Raw genomic sequence first — 17,454 nt, forward strand, 5'->3', positions numbered from 1 at the left:
GGGGCGCCGACGTGAAGACCGGAGCGGCGGCAGGGTCCGTGATCCGAAGGAGGCGGACCGCTCGGAGGACTGCATGGCGTGATGACCGCAGCGGCGGTACGGCCGGGCGTCGCTGAAGGTGCGTGCCCCCTCCGCATGGGCGTCCGCTGTGGTGTGCCGATCCCGTACTCGTCCGGAAGGACCTGGGGCGTGCTCAGTGTCGAGAAGGCGCTGCAAGGTGCCGGCGCTGCGTGACCGGCTCCGTGTCGGCTCGGGGGCTGTCGGGTGCGGTCTTCCGCAGGCGATCCAGCAGGTCGTCGAGTGCGTCCGCGTCGGCATCGCTGAAGGCGGCGAATGCGACACGCAGGTTGCGTGCGTGCGGGATCGCGGCACGGTCCAGGACTTCGCGGCCGGCCTCGGTGATGGCGGCGTAGGAGACGCGGCGATCCGCTGGGCACGGGCGGCGTTCGATGTAGCCGGCCGCCGCTATTCGGTCGACGAGCCGGGTGGTGCCGCTGGTGGTCAGTGCGACCTGGTCGGCCAGTGCGCTCATGGTGAGCTGACCATCCTTCGAGCGGGCGAGCCGCAGCAAGGTCTCGAACCAGGCGTGCGGTATCCCGGCCTCGGCCTGCATGGCAGTTCCCAACTGCCTTTCGAGACGGGTGTACGCCTCCAGTAGGCGGCCGAATGTCGAGATCAGTGGGTCGTCGATCGGATCAGAGGAAGGCATGGGGAGAGTGTAATTCCAAATAGTTGCAGAGTCAGGCATCGATGGTTACCGTGTCAATACCTGCTGCATCAACTATTTAGGAGTTGTAGTGCGCATCGCGATCATCGGGGCCGGCAACGTCGGCTCTGCCCTGGCGAAGGCTGCTGTCGGCGCAGGACACGCCGTGTGGGTTGCCGCCACCACGAAGGACAAGGCGGCAGAGGTCGCCACCGCGACCGGCGCACGAGCGTCCGGGAGCAACGTCGAAGCCGTGGCCGACGCGGAGGTCGTTGTCCTGGCCGTGCCCGGGAGCGTCGTGGCCACGGTGGCCGAGGAGCTGGCCCCGGCCGTGGCGGGCAAGGTCGTCGTCGACGCCACCAACCCGCTCAACGCCACCTTCACCGACCTCGACATCGAGGAGACGGCCGCCGCGCAGTCCGTGCAGCGTCGCCTGCCGGACGCGGCTGTTGTGAAGGCGCTCAACACCGTCTTCGCGGGGCGGCTGGGCTCCCCGGTGGAGGGCGGCACCAAGCTCGATGCCTACTACGCCGGTGACGACGCCGACGCCAAGGCGGTCGTTGCTGAGCTGCTGGGGTCGCTCGGCTTCCGGCCGATCGACGCAGGCGGCCTGCGCATGGCCCGGTCGCTGGAGGAGATGGCCTTCCTCAACATTTCGCTCAACGCCGGCAACAACTGGCCCTGGCAGACCGGTTGGGCGTTGCTCGGCCCGACCGGCTGAGCGAGGTAATCGTGTGCGCCTGGCAGCCGAGGCCGTCGAACGCGGCTGGGCCGTGACCCATCCGCTGGCCGGAATCCGCCTCACCCCGGGCATGGTGCTGGTCTACGGGCCCCGTGACGAGGCCGAACTCGACGTCGTCACGGCCATCGTCGCCACCAGCCACGCCTGGGCCACTGGGCGCTGGACACCGAGCGTGCGATGACTGTCAGCCTTGGCCCGCCCGAGCGTTACGGGCGGGCCAAGGCTGTGGCGTGAGTTCCGGCGGCGGCGGTGTCAACGAGCCGGGCGGAGATTACGGCCTCCCCCGCGATAGGGAGCGGGCTCCCGACACCCTGCGACTGAGAGCCTGTCGGGTGACCTTCGATCGGAGAGCGGACGCGGCGTGGTGCGTGCGATTCCAAGGCGCCGGGATGGCCTCGTAGCGGAGCTACTAGGGCATTTCGGCAACGCCGGAAGCGTGCGTGCCACGCCGTGACCGCCCGATCAGAGGTCGCCCGACAGGCTCTGAGCTTGCGGCGTTGTCGTCAGTCATCGACGCTCCGCGTCGACTCCCTCCTCCGCCTTGCCATCGAAGCCGCATGACGCCGCTCGCTGATCCACTCCCTACCGCGGGGGAGGCCGTTGCCGCGTAGCGGGCGCAGCCTTTTCCGCGAGGAGCGGGACCGCCTGGTCCGCGAGCACACCGGCGGCGGACGCCGGGAACACTCCTGAACTCTCCCCGCACATGGGACCGCCCCGGCCGCATGTGCGGCCGGGGCGGAACGGTCACTGCGGGTTTCGCGGGGACCCGGGGCTGCCGTGGGCTAGCCGAGGGAGGCGATGGCCTCGTTGAACGTCGCCGACGGGCGCATGACGGCCGACGCCTTGGCGGCGTCCGGACGGTAGTAGCCGCCGATGTCGACCGGCGAGCCCTGCACCGCGATGAGCTCGTCGACGATCGTCTGCTCCTGCTCGGTCAGCGTCTTGGCGAGACCGGCGAACGCCTCCGCGAGCTGCGCGTCGTCGGTCTGCTTCGCCAGCTCCTGGGCCCAGTACATCGCCAGGTAGAAGTGGCTGCCGCGGTTGTCGATGCCACCCAGCTTGCGGCTCGGCGACTTGTCCTCGTTGAGGAAGGTGCCGGTGGCGCGGTCGAGGGTGTCGGCGAGCACCTGGGCGCGCGCGTTGCCCGTCGTCTGCGCCAGGTGCTCGAAGCTGACGGCGAGCGCGAGGAACTCACCCAGGCTGTCCCAGCGCAGGTAGTTCTCCTTGACCAGCTGCTGGACGTGCTTGGGAGCGGAGCCACCGGCGCCGGTCTCGAACAGGCCGCCGCCGTTCATCAGCGGGACGACCGAGAGCATCTTGGCGCTCGTGCCGAGCTCCAGGATCGGGAACAGGTCGGTCAGGTAGTCACGCAGCACGTTGCCGGTGACCGAGATGGTGTCCTCGCCCCGGCGGATGCGCTCCAGCGAGAACGCGGTCGCCTCGACCGGCGACAGGATCTTGATCTGCAGACCCTCGGTGTCGTGGTCGGCGAGGTACGTCCTGACCTTGGCGATGAGCGTCGCGTCGTGCGCGCGGCCCTCGTCCAGCCAGAACACGGCCGGGGTGCCGGTGGCGCGGGCGCGGGTGACAGCGAGCTTGACCCAGTCCTGGATCGGCAGGTCCTTGGTCTGGCACATGCGGAAGATGTCACCGGCGGCGACCGTCTGCTCCAGCACCACATTGCCGGAGCCGTCGACGACGCGGACCGTGCCCGGGGCGGCGATCTCGAAGGTCTTGTCGTGGCTGCCGTACTCCTCGGCCTTCTGCGCCATCAGACCGACGTTCGGCACCGAGCCCATCGTCGACGGGTCGAACGCACCGTGCGCCCGGCAGTCGTCGATGACGGCCTGGTAGACGCCCGAGTAGCTGCTGTCCGGCAGGACAGCCAGGGTGTCGGCCTCCTTGCCGTCCGGGCCCCACATGTGGCCGGAGGTGCGGATCATGGCCGGCATGGACGCGTCGACGATGACATCGCTCGGCACGTGCAGGTTGGTGATTCCGCGGTCGGAGTCGACCATCGCCAGGGCGGGACCCTCGGCGAGCTCGGCCTCGAAGGAGGCCTTGATCTCGGCGCCCAGGTGCGGCACGCCGTCCAGGCCGTTCAGGATCGTGCCGAGGCCGTCGTTCGGCGACAGGCCGGCGGCGATCAGTGCCTGGCCGTACTTCGCGAACGTCTTCGGGAAGAAGGCGCGCACCACGTGACCGAAGACGATCGGGTCGGAGACCTTCATCATCGTGGCCTTCAGGTGCACCGAGAAGAGCACACCCTCGGCCTTGGCGCGGGCGATCTGCGCCTTGAGGAACTCGTGCAGGGCCGCCGCCCGCATCACGGACGCGTCGACGACCTCGCCCGCGAGCACGGGTACCGACTCGCGCAGGACGGTGGTGGTGCCGTCGTCACCGGCGAGCTCGATCCGCAGGGAGCCGGGCTCGGCAATGACGGCGGACTTCTCGGTGGAGCGGAAGTCGTCGGCGTTCATCGTCGCGACGTTCGTCTTCGAGTCGGCCGTCCAGGCGCCCATGCGGTGCGGGTGCGTCTTGGCGTAGTTCTTCACCGACGCGGGGGCACGGCGGTCGGAGTTGCCCTCGCGCAGGACCGGGTTGACCGCGCTGCCCTTGATCTTGTCGTAGCGCGCGCGGACGTCCTTCTCCTCGTCCGTCTGCGGGTCGTCCGGGTAGTCCGGCAGCGCGTAGCCCTGCTGCTGCAGCTCGGCGACGGCCGCCTTCATCTGCGGGATCGACGCCGAGACGTTCGGCAGCTTGATGATGTTCGCGCTGGGCGTCTTGGCCAGCTCGCCGAGCTCGGCGAGAGCGTCATCGATGCGCTGGTTCTCGTCGAGGTGCTCCGGGAAGCTGGCAATGATCCGCCCCGCCAGGGAGATGTCGCGGTTCTCCACGGTGACCCCGGCCGTCGAGGCGTATGCCTCGATCACAGGCAAGAACGAATACGTCGCCAGGGCCGGGGCCTCGTCGGTGTGCGTATAGATGATGGTCGAGTCAGTCACCGGGTGCTCCGCTCCACGTCTGCAACATTGCTTGATATCAAGATATCCCGTGACCGCCGCCTGTTCGACAGGGCCCTGCTGACCGGGCGGCGGTCCGTGAAGATCATCTGTGGGCGGATCCGGGCAGTGGCCCCGAGGGTCGGAGCGGGCACGGGTGGTACGAGCGGCCGCCCGCGTCGTGTCAGTCGTCGATCGCCGCCCCGTACAGCGCGTCCAGGGACGGACCGCCGAAAGCGCTCGCCCCATAGCTCCATGAGCCGGAGGTTGTCAAGCCGCCGGTGCCCGCGGAGAAGACCCAGACGTAGCCGTCGTTCGTGTTCTCACCGGGCGCCGAGACGAGCAGACCGAAGCGTCCGTCGTCGTTGGGGTCGGTGAAGGAGACCTGGCCGCCGAACTTGTCGCCCTTCTCCACTGCGCCCGGGACCTTCGCGGTTCCCTGTGTCACCGACAGCGCGCCGGTGGCGGTCAGCCCCCGGGCCGAGCCGCGCAGCACCGTGAAGGCGCCCGCGTCCGCGACGCTGCCGACGTCCTCGCCGGAGATGCCGACCGCCAGGTCCGCGAATCCGTCCTTGTTCGTGTCGCCGATGGAGAGGTCGGTGCCGAAGCCGTCGCCCCGCTCGTTCGATCCCGGTACGCCGGGAGAGTTCTGGGTCCACCAGACGGGCGGGGTGCCAGGGCCCTCCCGGCCCGCGGGGCCGGCCGCGCTGCCGTAGTAGACGCCGACCACGCCGCCGGTCATGCTCGCGCCGCCGTCGTCCGGGCTGTGCGGCTCGCCGGTGGCCAGGTCGTCGTATCCGTCGCCGTTGATGTCGCCGGAGGCGACGACCGGGCCGCCGCGTACCGCGGTGACCGGCAGCGGCTCGTCGTTGGAGGCGGTGCCGGGGAGGATGTACGACCAGCCGTGCCCCGGCTCGCCACCGACGCTGGTTCCGGAGACGACCAGGTCGGCGTAGCCGTTGTTGTCGTAGTCGCCGGTCGTCATCGACGCGGGCCGGATGCCCGGCGCCTCAGCGGCGGCGGACCCGGTGCGCGCCTTCTTCGACGGCGAGGAGAGCGTCGTACGCGACTTCAGTACGGGCTGCCGCGTCTGCGGGCCGACACGCTTCGTGCTGGGCTCGGTGGCCGGCTCGAACTGGTACGTGGTCAGTCCGACCGAGTCCATGACCGCCAGTAGATCGCCCGGGGTGGTGTCGGAGAACCGGGCCGCTGCGAGCGAGGCGCCGAACCTGCCGCCCGCGGTGGGCTCTTCGGCCTGCAGCCAGTTGCTCACCGACCCGCTGAGCCCCTTCGACGTGCCCCAGAGGACGACGACGCCGCCCGCGTTGGAGACGGTGCCGATGTCCTCGCCGGGGATGCCGACGATCGCGTCGTCGTAGCCGTCGCTGTCAAGGTCGCCGGTGGCCAGGGTCTTGCCGAAGCCGTCACCGGCCTCGGCGGCGCCGGCCACACCCGAGGTGTTCTGGCTGAAGGCCCTGGCGTTGGAGGTGCCCATGCCCTTGGGTCCGCCGTACTGCACGGTGACCATGCCCGCGCCCTTGTGCCCACCGACGGCCGCACCGGGAGCGCCGACGAGCACGTCGTCGTAGCCGTCGCCGTTGAAGTCGGTGTTGCGGTCGTTGGCGTGGGTGCTGCCGGGAGTGCCGGCGTACGCGGACGGGGCAGCGGCGATGGCCGCCCCCGCCACGAGGAGAAACGATGCCGCGGCAACGGCGGCCGAGCGGTGCTTGCGCATGAGCGGCTCCTTGGCTCACGAAGGGCCGGGCTTGCTCGGGGGCACGGGGAGTGTCCGGAAAGGGCCCGTTCCTTGTCCATCGCCGTGTTTGACAGCGCATGGGCCACAAGGGTTGTACGCAGAATGTGCCCGGATTTCCGAAGAAGATCCCGACGCTGCGGTCCGGGGGGCGCATGGTCGAAGTGGTCCTGGGTGCCGCGTCTCGTGTCGGACCCAGGTTGCCGCCCCGCGGTTCGGGGGCCGACGGGGCGATGGTCCTCTGACCGGTGTGGTCCCGGGATGCGGGTGTGGGGCGTCAGCGTGAGGATCGGAGTACGGGTGGTGGCCCGGTAGCGTCCCGGCCCTGAGAGCCTGTCGGGTGACCTTCGATCGGAGAGCGGACGCGGCGTGGTGCGTGCGATTCCAAGGCGCCGGGATGGCCTCGTAGCGGAGCTACTAGGGCATTTCGGCAACGCCGGAAGCGTGCGTGCCACGCCGTGACCGCCCGATCAGAGGTCGCCCGACAGGCTCTGAGGCCGGTTCTCCCTTCCGGCGCTTCCTGGACCGTCCCCGTGTAGGGTCTCGCGGCTCGTGGCACGGCCCGTGACCGTTGACCAGCGGTTTTTCTGCTGTCTCAGGTCGATGGCACAGCCGCTCAGTCTCACGAACGTGGCATTTCCTCACCGGCTGCGTCCTGCGCACCGGCGCATTCGCCCTGCTGGTCCTCGCCGACACCCTCCCGGCGCTCGTCATCGCGTCCGCCGCCATCGGGCTCGCCGGGGCCCTGTTCAACCCTGCCGTCCGCGCCTACCTCGCCGCCGGAGCGGGCGAGCGCCGAGTGGAGGCATTCGCCGCCTTCAACGTCTTCTACCAGGCCGGCATCCTGCTCGGCCCCCTCGTGGGCCTTGCCCTGCTCGCCTGGGACTTCCGCCTCGTGTGTACGGTCGCGGCCGCGGTCTTCGCACTGCTCGCCGTCGTGCAGGCCCGCGCCCTGCCCCCGTGCAGCCCGGCCGTCGACGCCGAGCGCCCGGGCGGGCTGCGCGGTATCGCCGCGGACTGGCAGACCATCGCCACCAACCGGCCCTTCGTTCCGTTCTCCGCCGCGATGGCCGGCTCATACCTCCTGGCCTTCCACACCTACCTCGCCCTGCCTCTGCTGCCCGGCCCCCACCATCGGGCCGACGGCCTGTCGGCGGGGGTGGGACGACCGGCCTGGTGCTGTGCGCGTGCCTGCTGGCCGCCGGCTCGGCTCTGCTGTACCCGTTCGAGATGGACACCCTGGTCCGGCTGTCCGGCGAGCGGTTGGTCGCCACGTACTACGGCGCGTACAGCACCGTCTCCGGGATCGCGGTGGCCGCAGGGAACCTGGGCGTGGGAGGCCTGTTCGACCTCGCCGCCCGCCTGGGCGCACCGTGGCTGCCCTGGGCGGCGCTGGCCGCCGTGGGCGGTGGTTGCGCGGCGGCCCTGATCGCACTGCGCCGCACCGGCCATCTCAACCCTGCCACCGCTGTCCCGGCGCCGGCGGCGGCCTGACGGCCTCCCCCGCGACAGGGAGTGGATCAGCGAGCCCCTGGCCGGGTGTGCGCCTCAGAGCCTGTCGGGCGACCTCTGATCGGGCGGTCACGGCGTGGCACGCACGCTTCCGGCGTTGCCGAAATGCCCTAGTAGCTCCGCTACGAGGCCATCCCGGCGCCTTGGAATCGCACGCACCACGCCGCGTCCGCTCTCCGATCGAAGGTCACCCGACAGGCTCTCACGCGTGGGGCGCACGCCCGGTCAGCCGGTGATCGGCCAGCTCCAGGGCTTCGGCCACCACACGTCGCAGATGCCCGTCGGGCAGCGTGTAGATCACTCGCCGGCCCTCCTTGCGGGTCGTCACCAGCCCGGACATGCGCAACCGGGCGAGATGCTGGCTGACCGCCGGCCGGGCCGCTCCTACGGCCTCCGCCAGTGAGGTGACGTCCGCCTCGTTCGCTGCCAGGACATGCAGCAGCGCCAGACGGGTGCGGTCCGCCAGAAGGCCCAGGACCTCGGCCGCGACGAGGAAATGCTCAGTGCCCACCTCTCGCGGCTGCGAACCCTGCGCAGGTGATAGATGCATGCGTGCATTCATACGCACATAATAGGCGGGTGGGATCTCCGTCCACCCCGCCGCCTGACGAAAGCGAGCGCGCTGTGAGCCAGCATCACCATGGTCACGCCGAACCGGGTGCCGGGCGCGGGCATGACCACAGTCACGAGGACGCGCACGACCACGGATACCTGCGGAGCCACGAGCGCGACGGCTCGCGCTGGTCGCGGGTGCGGCACCAGGTCTCCCATGTGGTCACGCCGCACCGTCACGAGGTCATGGACAAGGTCGACTCGGCGATGGAGACCTCCAGGGAGGGGATGCGCACCCTGTGGCTGTCCCTGGGCATCCTGGGGGCGACCACGGTGATCCAGATGGTCGTCGTCCTGCTGTCGGGGTCGGTCGCACTGCTGGGCGACACCATCCACAACGCCGCCGACGCATTGACCGCCATCCCTCTGGGCATCGCGTTCGTTCTGGGCCGCCGTGCGGCGAACCGCCGCTACACCTACGGTTACGGACGCGCCGAGGACCTGGCCGGCGTCGCCATCGTGCTCACCATCGCCGCATCCTCCGCCCTGGCTGCGTACGAGGCGGTCGACCGGCTTCTCAGGCCACGCGACATCACCCACCTGTGGGCGGTCGCCGCCGCCGCGGTGGTCGGCTTCATCGGAAACGAATGGGTGGCCCGCTACCGCATCCGCACCGGCCGTGCGATCGGCTCCGCCGCCCTCGTCGCCGACGGACTGCACGCCCGCACCGACGGCTTCACCTCGCTCGCCGTCCTCCTCGGCGCCGGCGGCGCGGCACTCGGGTGGCGGGCCGCCGACCCGATCGTCGGGCTGCTCATCACCGTCGCGATCCTCATGGTGCTGAGGGAAGCCGCCCGCGAGGTCTACCGCCGGTTGATGGACTCCGTCGACCCCGCCCTGGTCGACACCGCCGAAACCGCTTTGCGCGCCGTGGACGGAGTGCGCGACATCGGGCAGGTCCGCATGCGGTGGATCGGCCATGCGTTGCGCGCCGAGGCTGACATCGTCGTCGACCCGCAGCTCACCGTGGTCCAGGCCCACGCCCTGGCCGTCACAGCCGAGCACGCCCTCATCCATGCCGTCCCCCGCATGGTCGGCGCCACCGTGCACACCGACCACACCGCCGACCACGGCGACCCCCACGCCGCCCTCGCCCACCACTTCGCCACCTGACCTCGGCATCACGTGGGGCGGGCCGGTCGGCGACGAACGGTATGCACTCATCGCCCGCATCCGACGGCCGAGGGGCCCCGGGTACCCGGCAGGGGTATGCTCGTACGGGTCGGCGACCACAGGCGCGCGGCAACGCGGAGGAAGGGAGCTGCAGTGGGCATCGGACAACCGAGCGAGCGGGGCATCGCCCGGCTCATCGCGGTCTGTGCCGTCCTGCTCGGCCTGTTCCTCATGCACGGCGCGCCGGCCACCGCCGCCGAGGGCTGTCACGGTGCGATGCCCTCTGTCACCGTACCCATGCACGCTGTCACCGGACCCATGCACGACGGCCACGCCGCTCCGACGATGACCTCAGCGGCGCTGCCGACCACCGCACAGAGTGCTCAGGCCGCCCGGGCCGGTGACGGTTCGGGGATGCACGGGGTGCAGTGCGTCTCCACCCCCGCGCACGAGCGGAACCCGCTGCCGACGGCCGGCCTGTCCGCCGCCGTCGCACTGCCGGCCGCATGGTTCCCGGCGGGATTGCGGGCGGCCACCGGCTGGACACGGCGGCGCGGGCCGCCGGCGGGCGGGCGGGATCTCCTCATCCAGGTGTGCGTCGCGCGGACGTGACAGGCACCGCGCCGAACCCCGGTCACCGACCGGGCCGGCCCCGTGTCCTGCCCTTCCCGCGCGCCACCGGCGTGGTGCGCCCACCCGGAAAGACCCCTCTCATGTTCGCCTCTTCCCGTTTCACCATGCGTCGCCGCGCAGGCGCGGCGGCCGGCACCGCAGCGGCCCTCGCGCTGACCCTGGCCGCGTGCGGCTCCTCCGGCGACTCCTCGTCCATGCCCGGCATGGACCACGGCGCGAAGGCCTCGGTTTCCCCTTCGCACAGCGCGTCGCCTTCGATGAGTGACATGCCCGGCATGGACCACATGGCCGCCGACAACGGCCTGTCCGACAACAAGGACGGCTACCGACTCACCTCCCACGACGCCACACTGCCTCCCGGTGAACGGGCCGCGTACCGGTTCACGGTCAACGGCCCGGACGGCAAGCCGGTCACCGACTTCGCCGTGGACCAGACCAAGCGGATGCACTTCTACGCCATCCGCTCGGACCTGACCGGCTTCCAGCACATCCACCCGGTCATGGCCGCCGACGGCACCTGGACCGCCGACCTCACCTCCCTCGCCCCCGGCTCCTGGCGCATGTTCGCCTCCTTCACCCCGGACACCGGCGCGGGGAAGGGCAAGGACTTCGTCCTGAGCCGCAGCGTCACCGTCCCCGGGACAACCACGAAGACCCCGCTGCCCGCAGGGGCCGGCAGCACGGAGACCGACGCGTACACCGTCACCGTCAAGGGCGAGCCGATGGCCGGCATGGCGCACCCGCTGACCGTCACCGTGTCCAAGGACGGCGAGCCGGTCACCGATCTGCAGCCCTACCTGGACACCTACGCCCACCTGACCGCCTTCCACGAGGGCGACGCCGCATTCGCCCACCTTCACCCGACCACCAAGGTGAACGGTGACCACGGTGGCCCCGACCTGGCTTTCCACGCCGAACTGCCCACCTCGGGCAACTGGCGGCTGTTCCTGCAGTTCCGGACCGGCGGCAAGCTCCACACCGCTGCCCTGACCCTGCCCGTGGGCTGAACCCGGAGGGGCGCCGCCCGCGCGGATGCTGTTGCGCATTCGTCAGCAGTATCCCGGGAGGCGGCGCCCCTCGTCAGGAATCCGGCCGGTCGAAGGTCGCGCAGTGGAATGAAGGGGCCGGCAGCTCTCGATGCGGCGTCACGCCGAGTTCGCCGCGCGCCGCCCCTTGTAATTGATCTTCATGGTGTCCATGTCCGTGGCGGTGGAGCGCAGTTCACGGAAGCCGTAGCCGTACTCCTTCAGCGCTGTCTCCGCCCGGTCCTCGGCGATCGCCGACGCCATCTCCTCGCCGTCGTCGGCGTCCGACACGACCACGTACCGGAAGCTGAAGTGCTTGAGCACCGCGTCGTAGGTGAGTGAACCCTCCTCGGTGAACTGCATCGCCGCCAGGCCGTGCTGCTCGACCTCGGCCAGCAGTCGGGCGCGCGCCTCGTCGGTGAGGCCCTCGAAGGTGCCGCGCACGATCACTCGGTAGGTGTGCTGCGTGCTCATCGTGTCCTGCCGCTTTCATCGCATGAGTCGTCGAGGATCAAGGCTACGACGGCGAGGATGAACGGCGTGCGGAATATTGCCGTCGTCGACGTCCCGTCCGACTTCGGACTGCGGCCGCCCGCTCCCGGCACTGTCCCCGGCTGCTACCAGCCGGCCGGTGCACTGCGCGAGCAGCGGATCGTACAGAGGCTCGGGGCGCCTGGAGGGCGGCGTCGTCCGCTCGCCGCGTCGCGTCGGCGTCACGGTGTACGACCCCGATCCCGACCCCGACGGCACCGCCGGAGCACTGCTCGCCGGCCTGCTGGTGGCGGCTTTTGTCGAAGTCTGACGGCTGCGCCCCTGGCCGGGGCGGCCTCCAGCGTGTTCCATGGTCATCGGGGGGCGCCCGGACCTGCGGCGGCCCGCGCGAGGGAGCGAGGTTGCCTTGGCCACGACCGTACGACGTGCCGTACTGACTCTGCCCGCCGCACCGCTGGGCCCGGAGAACCCGCTTCCGGCGCTGCGGCCGCTCGACGAGATGCATGTCGTCGACGACCGGGCCCGCGCAGGACTGCCGCGTGACATGGCACGGCAGATCGGCTACGAGCCGCTGGGCACCGTCCTGCCGGTCCGCATCCTCGACGGGTACGGGCGCGAGCGCACGCCCACCGGCCTGGACGCGATCATCATCGAGAACGACCGGCTGCGGGCCACCGTCCTGCCCGGGCTCGGCGGCCGGATCCACTCCCTCCACCACAAGCCGACCGGCCGCGAACTGCTCTACACCAACCCCGTCCTGCAGCCCGCCGACTTCGCGCTCAACGGCGCCTGGTTCTCCGGCGGCATCGAGTGGAACATCGGCGCCACGGGGCACACCACGCTGTCCTGCGCCCCGGTGCATGCCGCCCGTGTCCCTGCCCCCGACGGCGGCGAGATGGTCCGGCTCTGGGAGTGGGAGCGGCTGCGCGACCTTCCGTTCCAGGTGGATCTGTGGCTGCCGGAGGACTCCGACTTCCTCCATGTCGGCGTACGGATACGCAACCCGCACGAGCACACCGCGCCCGTCTACTGGTGGTCCAACATCGCCGTCCCGGAAGGCGAACGCACCCGGGTCCTGGCCCCTGCCGACGAGGCCTGGCACTTCGGTTACGAACGGACACTGACCCGGGTCCCCGTCCCGGAGACCGGTTCCGTCGACCGTACGTACCCACTGCTCAGCGAGTTCCCCGCCGACTACTTCTACGAAGTGCCCGACGGCGCCCGCCGCTGGATCGCCTCCCTCGACGCCGAGGGCCAGGGCCTCGTCCAGACCTCCACCGACCTGCTGCGCGGCCGCAAGCTCTTCGTCTGGGGCAACGGGCCCGGCGGACGCCGCTGGCAGCAGTGGCTCACCGAACCCGGCACCGTCGGCTACGCGGAGATCCAGGCCGGACTGGCCCGCACCCAGCTGGAACACATCCCGCTCGAACCCGGCGCCGAGTTCAGCTGGCTGGAGTCTTATGGTCCGCTGTCCGCGGACCCCCGGGTCGTGCACGGCGACGACTGGACCGCGGCCCGCGCCGAGACCGAACAACGGCTGGCCGAGGCGCTGCCGCGGGCCGACGTCGATGCCGCGTACGCGGCCTGGCGCCCGTACGCCGACACAGAGCCCGGCGAGTCCCTCGCCACCGGCTCAGGCTGGGGTGCCCTCGAAGTCCGGCGCGCCGGACACAAGTTCCCCGGCACGCCGTTCACCGAGTCCACCCTGGGCGAGCAGCAGGCGCCCTGGCTGCACCTGCTCGACCGGGGCGGCTTCCCCGAACCGCGACGCGTGGCGCCGCCAGGACCGTCGCTGGTCTCCACGCACTGGCGCGACATGCTGGAGACGGCAGCCGCCGAACCCCTCACCGAGTACCACCTCGGCGTCGCCCAGTGGCACGCCGGCGACCGCGCCCAGGCGGTCCGCAGCTGGGAACGCGGTCTCGCCCTCGCTCCGTCCCGCTGGCCGCTGCTGCGCTGTCTGGCCGTCGCCGCCCAGGAGGGCGGCCAGCGCGACCGGGCCGCAGACCTCTACACCGAGGCGTTCGGTGACCTGTGCGCGGAGCGCCGGGACGACGGCGATGTCTGGACGGCAGCCACCACCGCTGTCGGCCGCGAGGCGATCGAGGCGCTGCTGGCGGCCGGGCGGACCGAGGACGCCCGGACGGTCTGGACCGGACTGCGCCCGGCGATCCAGCAGCGCGGCCGGTTCCGCCTGCTGGAGGCCCGACTCCTGCTGGCCGAGGGAGATCGCGCTGCCGCCCGTGCCGTCTTCGACGAGGGCTTCGAGGTCGCGGACCTGCGGGAGGGGGCGGAGATCCTGGACGAGGTGTGGTCCGCGCTCACCGACGAGCCACTGCCCGATGTGTACAACTACCGGATGCGTCCGAAGAGTTGACCGGGCGCACCGAGGAGAGGAGCGGCGCGTGATCATCTGGGTGAACGGGGCGTTCGGCAGCGGCAAGACCACACTGGTGGCCGAACTGCACCGGCGGTGGCCCGAGGCCCTCGTCTACGATCCCGAGCGGATCGGTTACGTCCTGCGGGACATCGTGGAGGTGCCGAGGGGCAACTTCCAGCATCTGCCGCTGTGGCGAAGGCAGGTTGCCTCGATGGCCATCGGGCTGGTCGAGGAGTACGGGCGGCCCGTCCTGGCCCCGATGACCGTCGTCGATCCGCAGTACGCGGACGAGATCTTCGAAGCCCTGGAAGCAGCTGGGGTGACGGTCCATCACTTCTTCCTCGAGGTGCCCGTCGATGTCCTGGAGCGACGACTCGATGCCCGGGTCGTCTCCCCGGACGACCCCGTACGCGACGAGGCCGCCCGGCGGTGGTGCAAGGCGCAGATCGCGCAGTGCGTGTCCGCGGTCGACACGCTGCGGGCCGGGACGGTGCTCCTGGACGGTGAGCGGCCCACGCGCGACCTGGCGGACGAGGTGCTGACGCACGTGGGCGCGGAGTCGCAGTAGGGGGCTCCGCGACCGGAACCTGCCGGGTCAGACGGGCAGGTTCCGGTCGACGTACTCGAAGACCGAGCCGTCCGGATGGACGGCGATCAGGTTCCGGCCGACCGGAGTCGGCACCGGGCCCGCGACGATCCGGGCGCCGACCCGGACGAGGGCCTCGTGGGCGTCGTCGACATTCTTCACCGCGATCGTCGCCGTCACCTTGCGCAGGATCTCGAGCTCCGACTCGGGGCCGCTCATCAGCAGAAAGCAGCTGATCGCGGCGACCGAGACCCCGCCGCGCTCGAAGCGCAGCGCCGAACTGGCCGTGAGGTCCTCGTAGAAGGCCACCGCGGCCTCCAGGTCATCGACGCAGATACGCAGCGTGGTTCCCAGAATTTCCATGCGGAACAGGGTAGTTGGCGGGCCGGACCCATGTGATCGATTCCACCCGCCGGTCCCGGTGCCCCTCCGGCACCAGCCGGTGTCAGGCGCGGCAGAGCACCTCGCCGTGCGGGACCATGAACCATGCGTCGTCCTGTTCGCCCCAGGTGCGCCAGGCCGCCGCGATGTCGGTCAGCTGTTCGGCGGTCGCGTGGCCGCCGTCCACGGCCAGCTTCGCGTACACCGAGGCGACCGTGCGGTCCGCCCACAGGCCGCTCCACCAGGCGCGGTTCTCCGGCGTGGCGTAACACCAGGTGGCGGCTGACGGGGTGATGTCGGTGAAGCCGGCCTGCCGGGCCCAGGAAAGCAGTCGCCGGCCCGCGTCCGGCTCGCCGCCGTTGGCGCGGGCCACTCGTCCGTACAGCTCCTGCCACGCGTCCATGGCGGGCATGTCCGGGTACCAGGCCATCGCCGCGTAGTCGCTGTCGCGGGCCGCGACGATGCCGCCGGGGCGGCAGACCCGCCTCATCTCGCGCAGTGCTTGGACCGGGTCGCCCACGTGCTGCAGCACCTGGTGGGCGTGCACGACATCGAAGGAGTCGTCGGGGAAGTCGAGGGAGTGTACATCGGCGGTGGTGAACTCGACGTTGTCCAGGCCGCGTTCGTCGGCGACCTCGGCGGCCTGGTCCAGGATCTCGCGGGTGGTGTCGACGGCGGTCACCCTGCCGGGGGCGACCAGTGCCGCCAGATCCGCGGTGATGGTGCCGGGACCGCAACCGACGTCCAGCACCGCCATGCCGGGCCGGAGTTCGCCGATCAGATAGGCCGCGGAGTTGGCGGCAGTACGCCAGCGGTGCGAGCGCAGCACCGATTCATGGTGGCCGTGGGTGTAGACGGCGGTCTCCTTCGGCATGGCTGTGCGTCCTCTCCCGGAGCGTGATGCGAAGCGCTGAGCGATGCGCCCACCGTACGCGGAGATGTCGGATGGTGAGATAGGCGTCTTGATATTTGGAACAATGGTGATGGCTCACAGAGGCATCGGGCAGCTTGCCGCATCCGCTGTCCGGTTCGCTGCTGGTGCTGCCGGATGTGGGACAGGGGATGCCGGGGCGGCGCACGGGCGACTCTGCCGGGCGGTGTCGCTCAAACCTCCGTATAAAGGGCCCTGGGAGCGAGACGGCACCAGGCAGGGCGAGCCGGAGCCGGACAGGGTGACGGAGCGGCGGCGAAGGAGACCCGGGATGGCGCGGGAGCGGACCGAGCGGGCCGGGCCGGGAGGGGATGCCGGGCGTGCCCCGTGGACCCCTCGGGAGGATCGGGGGCCCGTACGCTACGGGCCGCCCGCCCCAGATCCGGGGCTGCCCGTGCTGCCCGAGCTGGCCCGTGTGGTCGCCGCGGCAGCCGGGCGCAGCGAGCCCGAACCGACCGGCGGCGGCGAACCCCTGCGCGAGGCGGCCGCCGCCTACTGGACCCGGCGCGGGCTGCGCGGTGGACCGGAGTGCATCGCCGCCGCCCCAGGCGCCTCGCCGCTGCTGCTCGCCCTGATCGCCGCGCACGGAGGCGATGTCCTCACGCCGCGCCCCTGTCCCGCCACCTGGATCCCGCAGGCCCGGCTGCTCGGCCGGCCCGCCTACCATGTGCCGACCCCGGCCGAGTGCGGCGGCGTGCCCGACCCGTACGCACTGCTGGAGACCGTACGAAGGGTGCGTGCCGAAGGCGGCCGGCCCCGGCTGTTGCTGATCTCCGTCGTCGACGACCCGACCGCCACCGTCGCCCCACCGGAACTCGTCCGCGAGGCGTGCGAGGCAGCCGTCGCCGAGGGGATGCACATCGTCAGCGACGAGACCTGGCGCGACACCCTCCACCGCCCCCACGACACGGTCCTGCTCAGCCCCGCCGAGATGTGCCCCGACGACGTCACCGTCGTCTGCGATCTGGCCGGGGCACTGACCCCGTCCGCCTGGCCGGTCGCGGTCGCCAGATTCCCGGACACCGAACGGGCGGCGGTGCGGCACGCCCGTACCCTCGACATCCTCACCGCCCTGGGCGCCCTCGTCGCAGGCCCGGTCGCCGCCGCGGCCGCCCACGCGCTGACCGAACCGGAGGCCGTCACAGCCCGGGTCCGCCGGGCCGCCGCGCTGCAGGCGCAGGTCGCCGCCGCTGCCCACCGGGCGGTGCTCGCCTCGGGCGCGCTGGCCCGGCCCCCGCAGGCGGGCCGCCACCTCTACGCCGACCTGGGGCCGCTCCGGGCCCGGCTGGCCACCCGCGGTGTCACGGACTCCCTGGAACTGGAGGAGTACCTCACCGAACGCCTCGGCGCGCCCACCCCCGGCGGCCACCGCTTCGGGGACGAACTGGGCGCGCTGCGGGTGCGGCTGGGCACCGGACCGCTGCTCGGATCAACCCCGGAGCAGCAGATGGAGTCCCTCACTGCGGTGGAGCCCCTGAAATTGCCGCATGTCGCCCGAGCGCTGAGCATTTTCGGAACAGCCCTCGACGAACTCCGATGAGGAACCGAACTCCGATGACGTACGCGCCGGTCTGCCGACGACGCAC

The 17,454-nt window shown here is 71.2% G+C and carries 16 protein-coding genes and 2 pseudogenes; 11 read left to right on the forward strand and 7 right to left on the reverse strand.

The window, feature by feature from the left end; genetic code table 11:
- Nucleotides 1-193 precede the first annotated feature (193 nt).
- The gene (locus ACGFSA_RS18365; protein WP_393305377.1) at nucleotides 194-709 is read right to left on the reverse strand and encodes a MarR family winged helix-turn-helix transcriptional regulator; all 516 of its coding nucleotides are present in this window, start codon (nucleotides 707-709) and stop codon (nucleotides 194-196) included.
- An 88-nt stretch (nucleotides 710-797) separates the two neighbouring features.
- On the opposite strand from ACGFSA_RS18365, the gene ACGFSA_RS18370 reads away from it, so the two are divergent.
- Together ACGFSA_RS18370 and ACGFSA_RS18375 are read left to right on the forward strand one after the other, a co-directional pair.
- Nucleotides 798-1,427, forward strand: coding sequence for an NADPH-dependent F420 reductase (locus tag ACGFSA_RS18370; RefSeq protein WP_393305379.1), 630 nt, complete (start codon nucleotides 798-800; stop codon nucleotides 1,425-1,427).
- Nucleotides 1,428-1,440: 13 nt separating this feature from the next.
- A complete protein-coding gene (locus ACGFSA_RS18375; protein ID WP_393305381.1) occupies nucleotides 1,441-1,629 on the forward strand; it encodes a hypothetical protein in 189 nt (62 codons plus the stop codon).
- A 601-nt stretch (nucleotides 1,630-2,230) separates the two neighbouring features.
- On the opposite strand, the gene ACGFSA_RS18380 is transcribed toward ACGFSA_RS18375, so the two are convergent.
- Together ACGFSA_RS18380 and ACGFSA_RS18385 are read right to left on the reverse strand one after the other, a co-directional pair.
- The gene (locus tag ACGFSA_RS18380) at nucleotides 2,231-4,453 is read right to left on the reverse strand and encodes an NADP-dependent isocitrate dehydrogenase (protein WP_393305383.1); all 2,223 of its coding nucleotides are present in this window, start codon (nucleotides 4,451-4,453) and stop codon (nucleotides 2,231-2,233) included.
- Nucleotides 4,454-4,634: 181 nt separating this feature from the next.
- Nucleotides 4,635-6,185, reverse strand: a complete 1,551-nt coding sequence (locus tag ACGFSA_RS18385) for an esterase (RefSeq protein ID WP_393305385.1) — start codon at nucleotides 6,183-6,185, stop codon at nucleotides 4,635-4,637.
- Between the two features lie 589 nt (nucleotides 6,186-6,774).
- Here ACGFSA_RS18385 and ACGFSA_RS18390 point away from each other — a divergent pair.
- A pseudogene (locus ACGFSA_RS18390) lies at nucleotides 6,775-7,266 on the forward strand (MFS transporter); the annotation flags it as partial.
- A gap of 113 nt (nucleotides 7,267-7,379) precedes the next feature.
- Complete coding sequence (locus ACGFSA_RS18395; protein ID WP_393305496.1) at nucleotides 7,380-7,697, forward strand: hypothetical protein; 318 nt, start codon at nucleotides 7,380-7,382, stop codon at nucleotides 7,695-7,697.
- A gap of 220 nt (nucleotides 7,698-7,917) precedes the next feature.
- Here ACGFSA_RS18395 and ACGFSA_RS18400 read toward each other — a convergent pair whose 3' ends face one another.
- Entirely contained in the window at nucleotides 7,918-8,277 is a 360-nt protein-coding gene (locus tag ACGFSA_RS18400) for a metalloregulator ArsR/SmtB family transcription factor (RefSeq protein WP_266979516.1), read from the reverse strand.
- Between the two features lie 188 nt (nucleotides 8,278-8,465).
- Between ACGFSA_RS18400 and ACGFSA_RS18405 the strand changes: the two genes are divergently transcribed.
- The 3 genes from ACGFSA_RS18405 to ACGFSA_RS18415 all read left to right on the forward strand — a co-directional run bounded on the left by ACGFSA_RS18405 (nucleotide 8,466) and on the right by ACGFSA_RS18415 (nucleotide 11,080).
- Nucleotides 8,466-9,440, forward strand: coding sequence for a cation diffusion facilitator family transporter (locus tag ACGFSA_RS18405; protein ID WP_393305484.1), 975 nt, complete (start codon nucleotides 8,466-8,468; stop codon nucleotides 9,438-9,440).
- A gap of 153 nt (nucleotides 9,441-9,593) precedes the next feature.
- On the forward strand, nucleotides 9,594-10,052 hold the full coding sequence (locus ACGFSA_RS18410) for a hypothetical protein (protein WP_393305388.1): 459 nt from the start codon (nucleotides 9,594-9,596) through the stop codon (nucleotides 10,050-10,052).
- Between the two features lie 125 nt (nucleotides 10,053-10,177).
- Nucleotides 10,178-11,080 (forward strand): hypothetical protein, encoded by a 903-nt coding sequence (locus tag ACGFSA_RS18415; RefSeq protein ID WP_393305390.1) that lies wholly within the window; start codon nucleotides 10,178-10,180, stop codon nucleotides 11,078-11,080.
- A 138-nt stretch (nucleotides 11,081-11,218) separates the two neighbouring features.
- Here ACGFSA_RS18415 and ACGFSA_RS18420 read toward each other — a convergent pair whose 3' ends face one another.
- Nucleotides 11,219-11,572 (reverse strand): DUF6204 family protein, encoded by a 354-nt coding sequence (locus ACGFSA_RS18420; RefSeq protein ID WP_393305392.1) that lies wholly within the window; start codon nucleotides 11,570-11,572, stop codon nucleotides 11,219-11,221.
- A gap of 66 nt (nucleotides 11,573-11,638) precedes the next feature.
- Between ACGFSA_RS18420 and ACGFSA_RS18425 the strand changes: the two are divergent.
- From ACGFSA_RS18425 to ACGFSA_RS18435, 3 genes and pseudogenes are all read left to right on the forward strand, one after another.
- A pseudogene (locus tag ACGFSA_RS18425) lies at nucleotides 11,639-11,801 on the forward strand (arginase family protein); the annotation flags it as partial.
- A gap of 195 nt (nucleotides 11,802-11,996) precedes the next feature.
- Nucleotides 11,997-13,967 (forward strand): DUF5107 domain-containing protein, encoded by a 1,971-nt coding sequence (locus ACGFSA_RS18430; protein WP_393305394.1) that lies wholly within the window; start codon nucleotides 11,997-11,999, stop codon nucleotides 13,965-13,967.
- A 28-nt stretch (nucleotides 13,968-13,995) separates the two neighbouring features.
- A complete protein-coding gene (locus ACGFSA_RS18435; protein ID WP_393305396.1) occupies nucleotides 13,996-14,538 on the forward strand; it encodes an AAA family ATPase in 543 nt (180 codons plus the stop codon).
- 27 nt (nucleotides 14,539-14,565) lie between these two features.
- On the opposite strand, the gene ACGFSA_RS18440 is transcribed toward ACGFSA_RS18435, so the two are convergent.
- Nucleotides 14,566-14,919 (reverse strand): VOC family protein, encoded by a 354-nt coding sequence (locus ACGFSA_RS18440; RefSeq protein ID WP_393305398.1) that lies wholly within the window; start codon nucleotides 14,917-14,919, stop codon nucleotides 14,566-14,568.
- Nucleotides 14,920-15,001: 82 nt separating this feature from the next.
- Complete coding sequence (locus tag ACGFSA_RS18445; protein ID WP_393305400.1) at nucleotides 15,002-15,811, reverse strand: class I SAM-dependent methyltransferase; 810 nt, start codon at nucleotides 15,809-15,811, stop codon at nucleotides 15,002-15,004.
- A gap of 328 nt (nucleotides 15,812-16,139) precedes the next feature.
- Between ACGFSA_RS18445 and ACGFSA_RS18450 the strand changes: the two genes are divergently transcribed.
- Complete coding sequence (locus ACGFSA_RS18450) at nucleotides 16,140-17,408, forward strand: aminotransferase class I/II-fold pyridoxal phosphate-dependent enzyme (RefSeq protein ID WP_393305402.1); 1,269 nt, start codon at nucleotides 16,140-16,142, stop codon at nucleotides 17,406-17,408.
- Nucleotides 17,409-17,454: the final 46 nt, after the last annotated feature.

The organism is Streptomyces sp. NPDC048496, from assembly GCF_043200055.1.
Taxonomy (GTDB): Bacteria; Actinomycetota; Actinomycetes; order Streptomycetales; family Streptomycetaceae; genus Streptomyces.